We start from the raw sequence: 16,542 nt of genomic DNA on the forward strand, positions 1-16,542 counted from the left end.
TCGGCCGCACCTTCCCCGGCGGCCGGTCGACGAGCGGTGAATCCGTTGCGCGCGGTTCAGACCACCTGGCGCAGCACGGCGACGTAATGGCACACGCTGCCGGCGACGCAGAACAGGTGCCAGACCGCGTGCGAGTAACGCGAGTTGCGCAGGTAGAACACGGTGCCCAGCGTGTAGGCGACGCCGCCGGCGAGCAGCCAGCCCAGCGTCGCCGCATCCACGGCCTGCATCAGCGGGCGGATCGCGACGATCGCGATCCAGCCCATGGCGATGTAGAGGATGGTGGAGAGGCGCTTGAAGCGGCCGGTGAAGAACAGCTTGAACACGATGCCGGCGATGGCCAGAGCCCAGATCGCCGCGAACAGGCCCCAGCCCCAAGGGCCGCGCAGGTCGATGAGGGTGAAGGGCGTGTACGTGCCGGCGATCAGCAGGTAGATCGCGCAGTGGTCGAAGACCTTGAGCCGCGCCTTGGTGGCCGGGTGACGCGCCGAGTGGTAGAGCGTGGAGGCGAGGTAGAGCAGCAGCAGGCAGACGCCGAACACGATGGCGCCGGCGAGTTGCCAGCCGTTGCCGTAGATGGCCGCCAGCGTGATCAGTACCGAGCCGGCGGCGAGCGCCGCGATCGCGCCGAGGCCGTGGGTCAGCGCATTGGCCAGCTCGTGCGTGGCGTGCTCGACGGCGTCGTGCCGGCGCGAAGCGGTAGGTCGGTCGAGGCTGGAGGTGGCGTCCATGCCCCGATCCTACGATACGGGCCCGGATGGGGTGTGACAGCCGCTTGAGCGACCCGGCTGGGCCTCAGTCGATGCCGACCGCATGCGCGTGCTCGCGCGTGGCCAGGAATTCCACGGCGGGCGCGCGCTCCTGCGCCAGCTGCAGGTTGACGCGAGTCGGCGCGAGGTAGACCAGCTCGCCCGCCGCGTCGATCGCGAGGTTCATCGCGTTCTTCTCGCGGAATTCCTCGAGCTTCTTGGCATCGTCGCAGCGGATCCAGCGCGCCGTCGCCACCTGCACCTGCTCGAAGCTCGCGTCGACACCGTACTCGTCCTTCAGGCGATAGGCGACGACGTCGAACTGCAGCATGCCGACCGCGCCGAGGATCAGGTCGTTCGACATCAGCGGGCGGAAGAACTGCGTCGCGCCTTCCTCGGACAGCTGCGCGAGGCCCTTCTGCAGCTGCTTGAGCTTCAGCGGATCGCGCAGTCGCGCGCGGCGGAACAGCTCGGGCGCGAAGTTCGGAATGCCGGTGAAGCTCAGCGCCTCGCCTTCGGTGAACGAATCGCCGATGGAGATCGTGCCGTGGTTGTGGATGCCGATGACGTCGCCCGGGTACGCGGCCTCGGCGATTTCGCGGTCGCTGGCCATGAAGGTCAGCGCGTTGGCGAGCTTGAGCTCCTTGCCGCTGCGCACGTGGAAGGCCTTCATGCCGGCCTTGAACTCGCCCGAGCAGATGCGCATGAAGGCGACGCGGTCGCGGTGCTGCGGGTCCATGTTCGCCTGGATCTTGAACACGAAGCCGGTCAGCTTGTCTTCGACCGGTTCGACCGGGCGTCCAGTGGTCGCGCGCGGCTTCGGCGCCGGCGCGTGCTCGACGAAGAAATCCAGCAGCAGCTGCACGCCGAAATTGTTGACCGCGGAGCCGAAGAACACCGGCGTCTGCTCGCCGCGCAGGTAGGCCTCGACGTCAAACGGATGCGACGCGCCTTCGACGAGTTCGAGTTCGTCGCGCAGCTCGGCGAGCATCTGCGCGCCGATGCGCGCTTCGAGTTCGGGGTCGTCGATGGAGGAGAAGATCGTCGAGTCCTGCCGCGTGAAATTGCGGCCCTGCTCGTACAGGTGCACTTCGCCCGTCAGCAGGTGCACGACGCCCTTGAGGCGCTGGCCCATGCCGATCGGCCAGGTCACCGGGGCGCACTGGATCTTCAGCACACTCTCGACCTCGTCCAGCAGGTCGATCGGGCTCTTGCCCTCGCGGTCGAGCTTGTTGATGAACGTCATGATCGGCGTGTCGCGCAGGCGGCACACCTCCATCAGCTTGATCGTGCGTTCCTCGACGCCCTTGGCGACGTCGATCACCATCAGTGCGCTGTCGACCGCGGTGAGCACGCGGTAGGTGTCCTCGCCGAAGTCGGCGTGGCCGGGCGTGTCGAGCAGGTTGACGATGCGGCCCTCGTAGGGGAACTGCATCACCGAGGACGTCACCGAGATGCCGCGCTCCTTCTCCAGCGCCATCCAGTCGGACGTCGCGTGGCGCGCGGCCTTGCGTCCCTTGACCGAGCCGGCCATCTGGATCGCGCCACCGAACAGCAGCAGCTTCTCGGTCAGCGTGGTCTTGCCGGCGTCGGGATGGGAAATGATGGCGAAGGTGCGGCGGCGCAGCGCCTCGAGGGAAACGTCGGACATGGCGTCGGCGCGCGGTTCGCGCGGCAGCGGAGCGGGGAGGGCGCCGATTATACCGGCGCGGCCGCTCCGGGCCCGAAACGGGCGGGAGGTCGCAGTCCCGCCCGCACCGGGCTGAAGAACCGCCGTCGGCGGCCGTTACCGCCGTACGGGCCTGAACCGTTTTGTTCCGGGGGATCGGTGTACATCGTCATCGTGGGTGAAGAAGGTGGCCGTGCGGGCGAGCTCCAGCTCGCGCTGCATGATTTCGGCCTGGACTGGACGGTCTGCTGGCTCACTGATACCGGCGACGCGATGACGCTGCCGTCCGACCGCCGCATCGACGTGGTGGTCAGCGACATGCAGGTGGGCGCGATGGCCGGCAGCGAGCTGCTCGAGCAGGTGCGAACGCTGCATCCGGAGGCCGCGCGCATCCTGCTGCTCGAGCGCAGCCAGGGCACCGATGCCACCCGCGTGCTCGACGTCGCCCACCGCTTCCTGCGCAAGCCGTTGGACGCGAGCGAACTGATCGAGGCGGTGGAGAGCGTGCAGGAACTGCGCGACCTGCTCACCAATCCGACGCTGGTACAGACCATCGGCCGCATCGGCTCGCTGCCGCCGCCGCCGAAGCTCTACATGGAGCTGGAGCGGCTGATGCAGGACCCGGACGTGGGCGCCGGTGAGATCGCCGAGCTGATCTCGCAGGACCCGGCGGTGGTGGCGAAGGTGCTGCGGCTGTGCAACTCCGCGTATTTCTCGTCCGGCCGCGCGATCACCGACATGCGCACGGCGGTGACGCGGCTGGGCACGCGCATCCTGCAGCGCCTCGTGCTCACCAGCGAGGCGTTCGGATCCGGCGCGGTGTCGAACGTGGAGCGCGAGGCGATGCAGGACCGCGCGCTGCGCACGTCGCGACTGGCCGGGCAGCTGCTCAGCGGCCCGAGCGGCGAGCTCGCGGCGACGGCCGCGCTGCTGGCCGAGGTCGGCAAGCTGCTGCCGGGCGTGAACCGTGGTGGCCCCGACGACGCGGGCCCGCATTACGCCGAGGCCGGCGCCTACCTGCTGGGCCTGTGGGGCCTGCCAATGCCGATCGTCGAGGCCGTGGCCTACCACCACCGCCCGGGCGCGGTGCGCATGTCCGGCTTCTGGGTGCCGGGCGCCGTGCACGTGGCCTGCGCGCTGGTCGGCGGCCTGCCGCTGGACGAGGAGTACCTGCGCTCGGTGTTCCAGATCGAGCGCGTGCCGGAATGGCGCGACAAGGCCGAGAAGCTCGCGGCCGTCTGAGGATCAGCCGCCGCCGAGGTTGAGCGGCCCCTGCGGGCCGCGCATGCGGAAGCGGATCGATTCCAGCCGCATGCCGCGATTCACCTGCACCGCGAAGTGCAGGTGCGGCCCGGTGGTGAAGCCGGTATTGCCCGATCGCGCGATGACCCGCCCGGCGCGCACCCGCTCGCCGTTGCGAACGCGCACGCCGGCCACGTCGAGGTGCGCGTACAGCCCCATCGTGCCGTCGTCATGGAGGATGCGGACCATGTTCGCGCGGCCCGCGTAGCGCTCGCGATTCAGGCCGGCGCGCGCGAAATCCGATTCCACCTGCATCACCACGCCGTCGCGCGCGGCCAGCACCGGCGTGCCGATCGGTGCAGCCAGGTCGAGCGCGTAGCGGTTCTGCTCGTCGTCGTGGCTGAAGCTGCCGCCGAAGCCCTGGTCGATGCGCCAGCCGGCCATCTGCAGCGGCAGCACGTACTCGACGTCCTGCGGCCGCGCGCGCGGGTCGCCCGGCACCACGTCCATGCGCAGCTCGAAATCCCCCGGCTGCGACAGGTCCACGCTGTCGATGTAGCTGACCACCGCGCCGCGCAGCGCCGGCACGACGGCGCGCACCGGCAGATCCGGATTACCGCGCACGTTGCGGGCACGCGAGAAATCCATGCGAACCTCGATCGGGCCGGCGAGCCGGTTCTCGGCGATGGCCTGGAAACCGTGGCCCGAGGCCTGCGTGCGCAGCGTCGCGATGGCGGTGGGTTCGGCCGACACCGGCACCACGTCCACGCGCGCCGGTGCCGTCGCCGCGTCGTCCTGCGGCACGTGGTCGCCGTAGTGCACGACGCCCTTCGCGTCGACCCAGCGATAGACCTTGCCGGCGCGTACGGCCGGCAGTACCGCGAGTGCGACCAGCGCGGCCAGCGCGAAGCGGGCGAAGCGACGGCTCACCGCGCGCAGCGCTCGGACAGCCCGAGCGCGTGCGCGACGTCGCGCAGGTCGAAGGCGGTGATCGCGCGGTCGTCGTGGATGGCATAGAGCACGCCCGCGGGGAAGCTCGGCGTGCCGGCGGCGTGCAGCGCGATGCCGTCGGTATGCGAGGTGATCCGCCCGCGGAACTGCCCTCGCGGCGCGAGCGTGGCGCGGTCGAAGACATGGAAGACGGTCTGCGGCCGGAGCTGGTCGACCGCGATCCAGTAGCCGGCGTCGTCGTCGCACGTCCAGAGCGCGACGCCTTCGGCCTCGGCGTCGAACGTGTCCTGCGGCAGGCTGCGGCCGGTGTAACGACCGGCGAGCGTGTACTCGCGCAGCGTGGAGGGCCGCCCCGCGTCCTCGTCGGCGATCAGCAGGCGATCGTGATCGACATCGCCCGCGATCGACTCGACCGCATGCAGCGCGGCGGCCTCGCTGGTGTCGCCGAATGCGCCGGCGGGCCTGGCGCGCACGCGGTCGCCATCCACGTCGATGCGGAAGCGCTTGACGCGCTGCGAGAGCTCGGCGAGCGGCGGCAGGCGGTCGTAACGTTCGCCGTACATGAAGTTGTCGGTGACGTAGGCGTCGAGCTCGCCGGGCGCGGTCTCGTTGAGCCAGACACCATAGGGATTGCGCAGCTCGCCCTCGCCGAAGACGGCGACAGGCGCGAATCGCGGCAGCGACAGCACCTGCACGCGATGCGCATTGCGTTCGACGACGAAGACGAGATCGCCATGCACGGCGATGCCGTTGGGACGCCCGAATACGACGCCGGCATCGCCGCCGACCACGCGCAGGCGCTCGCCGCTGTCGCCGTCGAACACGACCAGGCGATTGGACGACTTGGCGGTGACGATCACCCAGGTGCGGCCGTCCTCGGTGGTCCACGTGGCGGCCGAATCGAGCTCGTCGGCGGCGTCCGCCTCGGATACGAAGCGTTCGGCCACGATCGCGCCGGTGACGGGCGCGACCGTGTCGACCGCAGGCGTTTCAGGCGACGCGATACGTGTGGTTGGGCGCGACGTCGCGCAGCCGGTCAGGGCCGCGAGGATCGCGGCGAGCAGGAGGGTCGAACGCATGCCGCCAGTGTACGGGCGCCACCCGCACGGAGCCTGAGCGATTTGCTTTCATCGCTTCATCGCAATGAAGCGATTGACAGGCTCGCGCCGCATGGGCAGACTGCGCGCCATCCATCGAGACCGGCTGAGGGACAGGCCCTTAGACGCCGGGGCAACCAGCACGCGAGTGCCAGGTGCCAATTCCTGCGGCGTCATGCCGGAAGATGGTCGCGCTCCCCGCCTTCGCGGGCGGGGGTCGCAGGCTCGATGGCCCCGTCAACCCGGAGCGCACGCCATGAGCCTCGTTTCAACCGTTTCCCGTCGCGACGTCGAATGGACGGCCACCGACATCCTTTTCGCGCCGCCGCCCGTCCGTCGCGGTGAGTTCGAGTTCGACCTCGCGCTGCGCCATGCCGGCATGCGCCGCGTGCGCCTGCGCTACGAGACGGTGGGCGACCCGCGCCTGCCGGCGGTCTTCGTCGCCGGGGGCATCTCGGCGCATCGGCACCTCGCCGCGAATGCGGCCGACCCGGTGCGCGGCTGGTGGGAAGCACAGGTCGGCGCCGGCCGCGCGATCGATCCCGCGCGGCACCACGTCCTCGCCATCGACTGGCTCGGCGCCGATGGCGTGCTCGACGTGCCGATCGATCCCGGAGACCAGGCCGACGCGATCGCCGCGTTGCTCGACCGCCTCGACGTGGCGCATCTGCACGCCTTCGCCGGCGCGTCGTACGGGGCCATGGTGGGCCTGCAGCTCGCGGCGCGGCATCCGGCACGCGTCGATCGGCTGGTGGCGATCAGCGGCGTGCATCGCGCGCATCCGTATTCGAGTGCCTGGCGCGCGCTGCAGCGCCGTGTCGTGCAGCTGGGCGCCCTGCAGTGCGACGGCGTCGACGGGCTGGTGCTCGCGCGGCAGGTCGCATTGCTCGGCTATCGCACGCCGGAGGAATTCGAGGAGCGTTTCGGCGCGGCACGGGTGGTGGACGGCCGCGTGCATGTGCCCGCCGAGGACTACCTCGACCACGCCGGCCAGGCCTATGCCGCGCGCACGCCGATCACCGCGTTCCTGCGCCTGTCCGAATCGATCGACCTGCAGGACGTCGCGCCGTCGTCCGTCACCGCGCCTGTGACGCTGGTGGCGGTCGAGCAGGACCGGCTGGTGCCGGTGGCCGATGCCTACGCACTCGCGCAGGGCCTGCGTGGCGAAACGCGGCTGCGCGTGCTGCGCTCGCGCTACGGCCACGATGCGTTCCTGAAGGAGCCCGAGGCGATCGCCGCGATCCTGCGCGAGGCCATCGACGCGGAGCAGCCGGCATGAGCGGGCGTGCCGTGCCGCGACCCGCGACCGCCGCGGTGCGTACGGGCATCGACCGCGACCCCGCGTTTGGCGCGGTGACGCCCCCGATCGTGCTGTCGTCGAACTTCTCGTTCGAAGGCTTCGGAGTGAAGCGCGCCTACGACTACACGCGCAGTGGCAACCCCACGCGCGACCTGCTCGGCGACGCGCTGGCCACGCTCGAAGGCGGCTGCGGCGGCGTGATCACGTCGACCGGCATGTCGGCGGTCGCCCTGGTGCTGCATGCGCTGGTGCCGGCGGGCGGGCGGATCGTGGTGCCGCACGATGCCTACGGCGGCAGTTGGCGCCTGTTCAACGCGCTGGCTGCGAAGGGCATGTTCGAGCTGGTGACGGCCGACCTGACCGACGCGGCCGCGCGTGACGCGGCGCTCGCCGACGGCGCTTCGCTGGTCTGGATCGAAACGCCGTCCAATCCGCTGCTGCGCATCACCGACCTGGCGGCGACTGTCGGGGCCGCGCACGCGGCCGGTGCGCTGGCGGTGGTCGACAACACGTTCCTCTCCCCCGCGCTGCAGCGCCCGATCGGATTCGGCGCCGACGTGGTGGTGCATTCGACGACCAAGTACATCAACGGCCACAGCGACGTCGTAGGCGGCGCCGCGGTGGCGCGCGATGCCGCCGTGCACGAACGGCTGTCGTGGTGGGCGAACGCACTTGGCCTCACCGGTTCGCCGTTCGACAGCTTCCTCGCGCTGCGCGGCCTGCGCACGCTGGATGCGCGGCTGCGCGTCCACCAGGAGAACACCGCGGCGCTGGTGCAGCGGCTGGTGGCCGACGACGCGGTGCGCGCCGTGCACTACCCCGGCCTTGCGACGCACCCGGGGCACACGCTCGCCGCGCGGCAGCAGGACGGTTTCGGCGCGATGCTGAGCGTCGAGATCGAAGGCGGCGAGGCGGGCGTGCGCGCCTTCCTCGACGGCCTGCGATGTTTCACCCTGGCCGAGTCGCTCGGCGGCGTCGAAAGCCTCGTCGCCCATCCGGCCACGATGACGCATGCGGCGATGTCGCCCGAGGCGCGCCGCGGCGCCGGCATCGGCGACGGGCTGCTGCGGCTGTCGGTGGGCATCGAGCACGTCGACGACCTGATCGAGGACATCGACGCCGCGCTTGCCCGCGTGCGGCGCGCGTGCCGGCGCGAACCGGCAGTGGCGTAATGGCCGCCGCGTTGTCGACAACGGCGGTTGCATTGCGTCGGCGCCCCGTCGTGGCGGCGGAGATCGCGCTGCTCGGCATCGGCACGGTGGGCGGTGCGTTGCTCGACCGGCTGGCGCGGCTCGACGGCCGGATCCCGCCGTTGCGGCTGGTGCATCTCGCCAACTCGCGCGGCGCCGTGGTGGGCGGCGACGGCATCGATGCCGCCTTGGCACGCGCGCGTCTCGCCGACGACGCGCGCGTTCCGAGCGATCCACTGCATGCTTTCGACGGCCGCGTGCCGGCCATCGTCGTCGATGCGAGCGGCAGCGAGGCGATCGCCGCATGCCACGCGGGCTGGCTCGCCCGCGGTGTGCATGTGGTGACGGCCAGCAAGCTCGGGCAGGGCGCCGGTCTCGATCGATGGCGAGCGATCCGCGAGGCCTGCACTCGCGCCGGCACGCATTACGGCGACGCCGCGACGGTGGGCGCCGGCCTGCCGCTGCTGCGCAGTCTGCGCGCACTGCGCGACGGCGGCGATGCGATCACGTCCATCGCGGGCGTGCTGTCGGGTTCGCTGGCCTGGCTGTTCGGCGAGTTCGACGGGCTTCGGCCGTTCTCCGGCTTCGTCCGCACGGCGCGCGATTGCGGCTACACCGAGCCCGATCCGCGCGAGGACCTTTCAGGCGAGGACGTGCGCCGCAAGCTGCTGATCCTCGCGCGTACCGCGGGCTTCCCGCTGGAGCGCGACGACGTGCACGTGGAGTCGCTCGTGCCCGTGCATCTCGCCGCGCTGCCCCGCGATGGCGTCGACGCGTCGCTGCCCATGCTCGACAAGGTAACGCGCGAACGGTTCGCGGCCGCCTACAGGCGCGGCGAGCGATTGCGTCATGTCGAGCGGCTCGAGGTCGCCGACGGCCGGATTTTGGCGCGCGTGGGACTGGAATCGCTCGCGCCCGACGACCCGCTGGCGCCGGGCCGCGGCACCGACAACCGCGTCGCGATCCGCTGCGACCGCTACGACGGACAACCTTTGCTGATCCAGGGGCCGGGCGCCGGTGCCGGCGTCACCGCGGCCGCGCTGCTGGACGATGTGCTGGCGATCGTGCGCGACGCGTCCTGCTGATGCGCGGATGGCGTCGAACCGCCGATGTCGCATCACCGATGTCCCGAGCTGCGGTCGCTACGTCTGATGCGCACGAGGAGCGCGTGGCCCGCAGGAAAAGGCGGTCGCGGTCAACGCGTGGGCCAAGCGGTCACGCGATCAGCACTCGATGACGTTCACCGCCAGCCCGCCGCGGCTGGTTTCCTTGTACTTGTCCTGCATGTCGCGGCCGGTGTCGCGCATGGTCTTGATGACCTTGTCGAGCGAGACCTTGTGCTTGCCGTCGCCGCGCACCGCCATGCGGCTGGCGTTGATCGCCTTTACCGCGCCCATCGCGTTGCGCTCGATGCACGGGATCTGCACGAGGCCGCCGATCGGGTCGCAGGTAAGGCCGAGGTTGTGCTCCATGCCGATCTCGGCCGCGTTCTCGATCTGGCCCGGCGATGCGCCGAGCGCCGCGGTGAGCCCCGCCGCGGCCATCGAGCAGGCCACGCCGACCTCGCCCTGGCAGCCGACTTCCGCGCCCGAGATCGACGCGTTCTCCTTGTAGAGGATGCCGACCGCCGCCGCCGTCAGCAGGAACGTGCGCACGCCGCCGATGTTCGAGCCCGGGATGAAGCGGTCGTAGTAGTGGAGCACCGACGGGATGATGCCGGCCGCGCCATTGGTGGGAGCGGTGACGACGCGGCCACCGGCGGCGTTTTCCTCGTTCACCGCGAGCGCGTAGAGGTTCACCCAGTCGAGCGTGGTCAGCGGATCGCGCATCGCCGCCTCCGGGCGCGAGGAAAGCTCCCCATGCAGCGCCGGCGCGCGGCGCGGCACGTGCAGGCCGCCCGGCAGCGTGCCGACCTCGCGGATGCCGCGCGCCACGCAGCTCTGCATCGCGTTCCAAATCTCGTCGAGCCCCGCTTCGATCTCGGCGGGCGAGCGCCACACCTGCTCGTTCGCGAACATCAGCTGCGCGATCGACAGGCCCGTGCGCTCGCACTGCGCGAGCAGCTCGTCTCCGGTGGAGAACGGGTAGGGCAGTTCGGTCTCGTCGGCGACGATGCGGTCTTCCGCCGCCTCGTCCTGGTTGACCACGAAGCCGCCGCCCACGGAGTAGTAATCGCGCGTCGCGATCACCTCGCCGTGCGCGTCGTACGCGGTGAAGCGCATGCCGTTGGTGTGGAATGGCAGCTTCTGGCGCTTGTTCATGATGAGGTCGTGCTTCTCGTCGAAGCCGATCTCGTGCTCGCCGTGCAGGTGGATGCGCTTGGTCGCGCGGATGCGCTCGAGCGCCGGCGGGATGACGTCGGGATCGATCAGGTTCGGCCAATGGCCTTCCAGCCCCATCAGCACGGCCTTGTCGGTGCCGTGGCCACGGCCGGTGAGCGCGAGCGAGCCGAATACCTCGGCACGTACGCGCGCGGTGCGGGCGAGATCGCCGTTCTCCACCAGCCAGCGCTCGACGAAACGCGCGGCGGCGCGCATCGGCCCCACCGTGTGCGAGGAGCTCGGGCCGATGCCGATCTTGAACAGGTCGAAGGTGCTGACGGCCACGCCGGCTCCAGCGCAAGGAAGAAGAGGGAGGCGGCTATTCTACGTCCGTACCCGCCGCCGCTTTTCCGTACTGCAGCGCATGCCCCTGACCCGGTTCATCCTTTTCCAGCGCGACGACTGCCACCTCTGCGACCTCGCGCTCGAGGTGCTGGCGCAGGCCCGCTTCCCCGACTTCGAAAGCGTCTTCATCGACGAGGACGAGGTGCTGGAGACCGCTTATGGCATGCGCGTGCCGGTACTGCGGGACGCGGCCACCGGGCGTGAACTCGACTGGCCCTTCGATGCCGCGCGCGCGACGGCACTCGCGGGCGACACCTCCCGCTAGACCCGGGCTTACTTCGCAGGCGCGAAGATCACCTTGGTGCTCACGGCAACCTCGTTCGGGATGAGCCCGGTATCGGCCCAGTCGCCGCCGCCGACGCCGAAGTCCAGCCGCTTGACCGTCGCCTGGCCCGCGAGCACCGGCTTCGCGCCTGGCGTCCAGGTGAAGGTCAACGTGACCGGACGCGTCGCGCCGCGCAGCGTGAGCTGGCCGTCGGCGGCATAGCGGTTGCCGCCGAGCGCGCGGAATTTCGTCGAGGTGAAGCGGGCCTGCGGGAATTTCGCGACGTCGAAGAAGTCCGCGCCCCTGAGGCTGGAATCGCGCTCGCCGTCGCCCGTGGCGGCGCCCGCGAGCGGAATGGCGACGTCGAGCCTGGAACCCGCGAGTGCCTTCGGATCGAAGCTCAGCCGCGTGGTGAACGCGGGAAATCGGCCGACGAAGACCTCGCCCTGGTACTTGGTGGCGAACGTGAGCGTGGAGCCCGGTGCCTGCACATAGTCGGCGGCATGGGCGGACAGCGCGGCGAGCGCGAGGACGAACGGGGCGAAGCGGATCACGGCAGGGACTCCGGCGGAGGCGGGCGGCGACGCCACGGCAGCATGCGGTGCAGCGTGCCGTCGTCGAGGAAGAGGTGGTGGTAGAGCGCGGCGCCGACGTGGCCGACGACCAGCACCAGCAGCAGCCAGAAGCCGTATTCGTGCAACGCGTGGGCGAGCCTGGCGAGCTGTTCGTCCTTGCCCGCGAGCGCGGGCAGGTTGAAGCGGCGGAACCACTGCAGCGGATAACCCGATGCGGAGTTGTACAGCCAGCCGCTCAGCGGCATGGCGATCATCATCACGTAGAGAAAGCCGTGCGTGCCGTCGGCGGCGAGGCGCAGATGCCGCGACATGCCGGGCACCGGCCCGGGCGCGGGGCGGCTCCATCGCCAGAGCAGGCGCAAGACGACCAGCGCGAGCAGCGTGATGCCCAGCGACTTGTGCAGCGCATAGATGCGGATCTTCGCCACTGGGCTGCTGAGCTCGGTCATGTACAGGCCGATCGCGCCGAGCGCGATCACGAGTGCAGCGCAGGTCCAGTGGAACAGCTGGCTGACGACGCCCCAGCGGGGCGGCAGCAGCGAGGCGCCGGTGCTCATTTCGTGGTGTCCTCGTCGGGGGGAAGGTCCGCCCTCGGCGCGCCGATGCCGCGGCTGGCCTCGAGTTCGATGCGGATCTCGACGTCGCGGCCGATCACGCCGGGCCAGTCGTCGATGCCGTAGTCGAAACGGTCGAGGCGCGCGGTCGCGGAGACGCCGAGCGTGCGGCGGAACGGCGGCATCGGATGGCGCTTGAGCGCGTTCAACGTGGCCTCCATGCACAGCGGGCGATCGATGCCGTGCAGCCTCAGCGTGCCGCAGATCTCGGCATGCGTGGCGTCCCGCGGCGTCACGCGGTCTGACACGAAGCGCGCGCTGGGCGTGCGCGCGCTGTCGAGCAGGCGTTGCACGGCCCGATTCCAGTCGGCGTCGCCGAAGTCCAGGCGGTCGAGCGGGATGGCGACCTCGACGCGCGCATTCCGCCAGCCCTCCTCGAACGTCACCCGCCCGCTGCTGCCGGACACGGTGCCCAGCGCGCGCGAGAAACCGGCGTGCTCGACCGCGACCATCACCCGCGTGTGCACGGGATCGATCGCGAAGTCCTCGGCGATCGCCACGACAGGCAGCAGCAGCGAGGCAGCGAGCAGCAGGCGTGGGCGCATGGACGGTCCTCGGCGGATGCGGCCGATTCTAGGCGCGCCGCGCGGAAGCGAGTGTCGGGCCGCGCCGGAACGGGACGTTCCATCGAAGTTGCCCCGGCGGACGCGATGGCGCAGCCTTCGCCGGAACCAGGGGGGATGCAGGATGCACAGGGGAATCGTCGGCCGCATCGCGGGGCTGCTCGTCGTGGCGGCAATGCTGGCAGGTGGCCACGCGCGCGCGGGCCTGCCCGAGACACCGCGGCCGAGGCAGTTCACCGTGGCCGACGGCCTGCCCTCGAACCGCATCAACGACATCGCGCAGGATCGCGCCGGCTACCTGTGGATCGCCACCAGCGACGGGCTCGCGCGCTTCGACGGCGTGTCCTTCCGCATCTGGCGCGTGGAGCAGGGGTTGCGCGACAACTTCGTCTGGAGCCTCGCGATCGATGCGCAGGACCGCGTATGGATAGGCACCCGCAGCGCCGGTCTCGCGATGCTGGACGCGCGCCGCGAGCGCTTCACCTGGTACGACGCCACCACGCCGGGCGTGGGCGGAACGGAGGTCTGGTGCGTTGCCGCCGCGCGCGATGGCGATATCTGGTTCGGCACCGCGAGTGCCGGCCTGCATCGCCTTCACGCCGGGCGCGTGGAGCGCTTCGTGCCGCGCCCGGGCGATGCACGCAGCCTGCCGCACACGGCCGTGCGCAAGCTGGAGATCGGGCGCGACGGCCGCCTCTGGGTGGGCACCGCCAACGGCGTCGCGCATTGGGACGGCGCGGGATTCGTGCGCGACGACGCCACGCGGCTGCCCGATCCCGCCATCAACGGGCTCGCCGCCGAGCGCGATGGCGCGCTGTGGATCGGCACGCCGCGCGGCCTGGTGCGACGCGATCGCGACGGGTCGCTGCACGCGCCGGCGTGGACCCCCACCGGCGGCGCGCCTTTGCAGATGCTGTTGCGCGACCGCGAGGACACGCACTGGTTCGACGTGCCGGAAGGCCTCGGCGTGGAAAGCGAGCACCGCGTGGTGACCGTGCCGCTCTACAGCTCCGCGTCGCGCGGGCTGGTGCGGCCCGCGTGGGTCGGCGCGCACGAGGACCACGAAGGCGGCCTGTGGTTCGCCAGCAATACGCACGGCCTGTGGTACCTGCCGCCGCGCTGGCGGCAGTTCTCCGTGCTGTCGCGGCGCATCGACGATCCCGCCACGCTGGCCAACGCGCAGGTGCGCGGCATCGCACCGGGCGGCGACGGCACGCTGTGGCTGGTGGGCAGCGGCGGCGTGCTCGACCGCTTCGACAGCGAGACCGGCGAGGTGGACCACGTCGCGCACGATGTCGGCCAGGGCGTGATCCTCGATGGCGTGCTGGCCGATCGCGACGGCCGCGTCTGGATCAGCTACCTCGACGGCCTCGCGCGCTTCGATCCCCCGAGCGGCCGCCTCATGCGCTGGTCGGTCGGCATGCACGACGGCGCGCTGTCGGGCGAGTCGCACGCGCTGCTGCAGGACCGCGCCGGTCGCATCTGGCTGGGCGGCGAGGGCGGCGTGCAGTTGCGCGAGCCCGGTGGGCGCGTGCTGGCCTCGTTGCAGCCCGGCGACGGCCGCGGCCTGCCGCGCGGCGCGGCGGTGCACGATCTCGAGCTCGGCCCCGGTGGCGTGCCTTGGCTCGCCACCTCCGTCGGCCTGCTGGAATGGAGCGAGGCGCGGCAGCGCCTGGTGCGCGTCGCCGGCACCGACGGTGCCGCGGTGCATGGCCTCGCGCTCGATGCGGCGGGCGACGTCTGGCTCGCGCGCTTCGGCGCGGTCGAGCGCTATCGCCTGCAGCATGGCCGGCTCGCGTTGCGCGATCGCCTGGATGCCGACGCCGGCTTCCCGCGCGTCGCCCCCACCGGCATCACCGTCGATGCGAACGGCATCGGCTGGGCGACCAGCGTGCGCGGCCTGGTGCGCGTCGATCCGTTGGCACGGCGTATCCGCGTCTACGGCGTGCGCGACGGGCTGCCGAGCCAGGAGTTCGCCGCGGCACCGGTGGCACGCCCGGGCGACGGCCGCATCCTGGTCGGTACGCCCGAGGGGCTGGTCGTGTTCGACCCGGCGGTGGTGCGGCCGGCGTCGCACGTGCCGCAACTGCGCATCGAATCGGTGGACGTGCGCCGCGGCGACCGCCGTATCCCGCTGTCGGCCGGAACGCTCGCCGAACTGCGCGACGGCGATCGCGACCTGCGCGTGCGCGCGCGGCTGGTGTCGTTCAACAACGCGGGCGCCAATGCCTATCGTTTCAGGCTCGCCGGCTTCGACCGCGGCTGGATCGACGTGGGCGCGGACGGCGAGCGCGTGTTTTCGCAACTGCCGGCGGGCCGCTACCGGCTGCAGGTGATCGCGCGGGGCGCCGACCAGGTCTGGTCCGCGCCGCAAAGCCTGGAATTCAGCGTGCGGCCGCCGTGGTGGCGCACCGGCTGGGCCTACGCGACCTTCGCCGTAGTCGCGCTGCTCGCGCTGGCGACTGCCGCGCTGGTGCTCCGCAATCGCCTGCAGCGGCGCGCCGCCCTGCAGCGCATCGAGCACGAGCGCCGCTTGGCGCAGGAGGCCTCCGACGCGAAGACGCGGTTTCTCGCCACGTTCGGCCACGAGGTGCGCACACCGATGACGGGCGTGCTCGGCATGACCGAGCTTCTCGCCGACACGCCGCTGGACGCGCGCCAACGCGGCTACCTCGATTCGATCCGCACGGCGGGCGAGCACCTGCTGCGTCTGCTCAACGACGCACTGGATCTCGCGCGCATCGATTCGGGACATCTGGAAATCGCCGACGAGCCGTTCGACCTGCATCGCATGCTCGACGAGGTCGCCGCGCTGACAGCGCCGCTGGCCGGGCAGCGCGGGCTCGCCTTCGCGCTTGCGGTCGCGCCCGACGTGCCGCGCGCCATCGTCGGCGACTGCAGCCGGCTGCGGCAGATCCTGCTCAACCTACTCGGCAACGCGGGCAAGTTCACCGAGCACGGCTCCATCAGGCTGCGCATCGCACGGCACGGCGACCGCTTGCGCTTCAGCGTGTCCGACACGGGCCCGGGTCTGTCGCGCGAGCAGGCCGCGCGCCTGTTCCATCGCTTCCAGCAGGCCGAGGGTGCGCGCACCGCCGCACGCTACGGCGGCAGCGGGCTGGGCCTCGCGATCAGCGCCGAACTCGCGGACGCGATGGGCGGCCGCATCTCGGTCGAAAGCGTGCCCGGCGCGGGCGCGACGTTCCACGTCGACCTGCCGCTGCGCGAGGCGGTGTCGGCCCCGGTTTCGATACCGGCGACGCCTGCCGTCCGCGAGGCGTCGCCACTGCCATCGTTGTCGGTGCTGCTGGTAGAGGACGACGCGACCGTGGCGGCCGTGGTGCGCGGCCTGCTGGAAGCGCAGGGCCACCGCGTGAAGCACGTGGCGCACGGCCTGGCCGCGCTCGCGGAGGCGACGGTCGCCGCCTACGACATCGCGCTGCTGGACCTCGACCTGCCGGGCATCGATGGCTTCGCCGTGGCGCGCCAGCTGCGCGCGCAGGGCTTCCGGGCGCCGATGGTCGCGGTGACCGCACGCGCCGACGCGGCATCCGAGCCGACGGCGCGCGCGGCCGGTTTCGACGGTTTCCTGCGCAAGCCCGTGACCGGCGCGATGCTGGGCGAACTGCTGCGCGAGACGCTGGCGGCGGAGGCGGGCTGA

14 protein-coding genes and 1 riboswitch are annotated in these 16,542 nt (G+C 71.3%); of the genes, 6 read left to right on the top strand and 8 right to left on the bottom strand.

From position 1 onward, the window contains the following. Positions 1 to 56: 56 nt before the first annotated feature. Both trhA and IE066_RS01685 read right to left on the bottom strand, forming a co-directional pair. Positions 57 to 731 (bottom strand): PAQR family membrane homeostasis protein TrhA, encoded by a 675-nt coding sequence (gene trhA / locus IE066_RS01680; RefSeq protein ID WP_189446593.1) that lies wholly within the window; start codon positions 729 to 731, stop codon positions 57 to 59. Between the two features lie 64 nt (positions 732 to 795). After that, positions 796 to 2,400, bottom strand: a complete 1,605-nt coding sequence (locus tag IE066_RS01685) for a peptide chain release factor 3 (protein WP_189446594.1) — start codon at positions 2,398 to 2,400, stop codon at positions 796 to 798. A gap of 177 nt (positions 2,401 to 2,577) precedes the next feature. Here IE066_RS01685 and IE066_RS01690 point away from each other — a divergent pair, with 177 nt between their 5' ends. After that, on the top strand, positions 2,578 to 3,660 hold the full coding sequence (locus IE066_RS01690) for an HDOD domain-containing protein (protein ID WP_189446595.1): 1,083 nt from the start codon (positions 2,578 to 2,580) through the stop codon (positions 3,658 to 3,660). A 3-nt stretch (positions 3,661 to 3,663) separates the two neighbouring features. Here the strand turns inward: IE066_RS01690 and IE066_RS01695 are convergent, their stop codons facing one another. Next, positions 3,664 to 4,590 carry a peptidoglycan DD-metalloendopeptidase family protein gene (locus IE066_RS01695; protein ID WP_189446596.1) on the bottom strand — a complete coding sequence of 309 codons (927 nt, stop codon included), beginning with the start codon at positions 4,588 to 4,590 and terminating at the stop codon, positions 3,664 to 3,666. Then, positions 4,587 to 5,690, bottom strand: a complete 1,104-nt coding sequence (locus tag IE066_RS01700; protein ID WP_189446597.1) for an NHL repeat-containing protein — start codon at positions 5,688 to 5,690, stop codon at positions 4,587 to 4,589. The genes IE066_RS01695 and IE066_RS01700 overlap by 4 nt, the downstream gene beginning before the upstream one ends. A 108-nt stretch (positions 5,691 to 5,798) precedes the next feature. Further along, positions 5,799 to 5,900, top strand: a riboswitch (SAM riboswitch). A 64-nt stretch (positions 5,901 to 5,964) separates the two neighbouring features. Between IE066_RS01700 and metX the strand changes: the two genes are divergently transcribed. From metX to IE066_RS01715, 3 genes are read left to right on the top strand one after another with little or no spacing between them, the layout of a single operon-like run. Further along, complete coding sequence (metX, locus tag IE066_RS01705) at positions 5,965 to 6,987, top strand: homoserine O-succinyltransferase MetX (protein ID WP_189446598.1); 1,023 nt, start codon at positions 5,965 to 5,967, stop codon at positions 6,985 to 6,987. Continuing rightward, entirely contained in the window at positions 6,984 to 8,180 is a 1,197-nt protein-coding gene (gene metB / locus IE066_RS01710) for a cystathionine gamma-synthase (RefSeq protein WP_189446599.1), read from the top strand. The genes metX and metB overlap by 4 nt, the downstream gene beginning before the upstream one ends. Further along, positions 8,180 to 9,283, top strand: coding sequence for a homoserine dehydrogenase family protein (locus IE066_RS01715; RefSeq protein WP_189446600.1), 1,104 nt, complete (start codon positions 8,180 to 8,182; stop codon positions 9,281 to 9,283). Before metB ends, IE066_RS01715 begins: the two co-directional genes overlap by 1 nt. Before the next feature lie 138 nt (positions 9,284 to 9,421). Here the strand turns inward: IE066_RS01715 and IE066_RS01720 are convergent, their stop codons facing one another. Then, complete coding sequence (locus IE066_RS01720) at positions 9,422 to 10,804, bottom strand: L-serine ammonia-lyase (RefSeq protein ID WP_189446601.1); 1,383 nt, start codon at positions 10,802 to 10,804, stop codon at positions 9,422 to 9,424. Between the two features lie 79 nt (positions 10,805 to 10,883). Here IE066_RS01720 and IE066_RS01725 point away from each other — a divergent pair, with 79 nt between their 5' ends. Then, entirely contained in the window at positions 10,884 to 11,129 is a 246-nt protein-coding gene (locus IE066_RS01725) for a glutaredoxin family protein (protein WP_189446602.1), read from the top strand. A gap of 8 nt (positions 11,130 to 11,137) precedes the next feature. Here the strand turns inward: IE066_RS01725 and IE066_RS01730 are convergent, their stop codons facing one another. From IE066_RS01730 to IE066_RS01740, 3 genes are read right to left on the bottom strand one after another with little or no spacing between them, the layout of a single operon-like run. Then, the gene (locus IE066_RS01730; protein ID WP_189446603.1) at positions 11,138 to 11,683 is read right to left on the bottom strand and encodes a YceI family protein; all 546 of its coding nucleotides are present in this window, start codon (positions 11,681 to 11,683) and stop codon (positions 11,138 to 11,140) included. Beyond that, positions 11,680 to 12,261 (bottom strand): cytochrome b, encoded by a 582-nt coding sequence (locus IE066_RS01735; protein WP_189446604.1) that lies wholly within the window; start codon positions 12,259 to 12,261, stop codon positions 11,680 to 11,682. The genes IE066_RS01730 and IE066_RS01735 overlap by 4 nt, the downstream gene beginning before the upstream one ends. Further along, positions 12,258 to 12,863: a YceI family protein gene (locus IE066_RS01740; RefSeq protein WP_189446605.1), complete on the bottom strand. Its 606-nt coding sequence runs from the start codon at positions 12,861 to 12,863 to the stop codon at positions 12,258 to 12,260. Before IE066_RS01740 ends, IE066_RS01735 begins: the two co-directional genes overlap by 4 nt. Before the next feature lie 142 nt (positions 12,864 to 13,005). Between IE066_RS01740 and IE066_RS01745 the strand changes: the two genes are divergently transcribed. Beyond that, positions 13,006 to 16,542 (top strand): two-component regulator propeller domain-containing protein, encoded by a 3,537-nt coding sequence (locus IE066_RS01745; RefSeq protein ID WP_229790623.1) that lies wholly within the window; start codon positions 13,006 to 13,008, stop codon positions 16,540 to 16,542.

This window comes from Cognatilysobacter xinjiangensis (genome assembly GCF_014651995.1).
GTDB lineage: Bacteria > Pseudomonadota > Gammaproteobacteria > Xanthomonadales > Xanthomonadaceae > Cognatilysobacter > Cognatilysobacter xinjiangensis.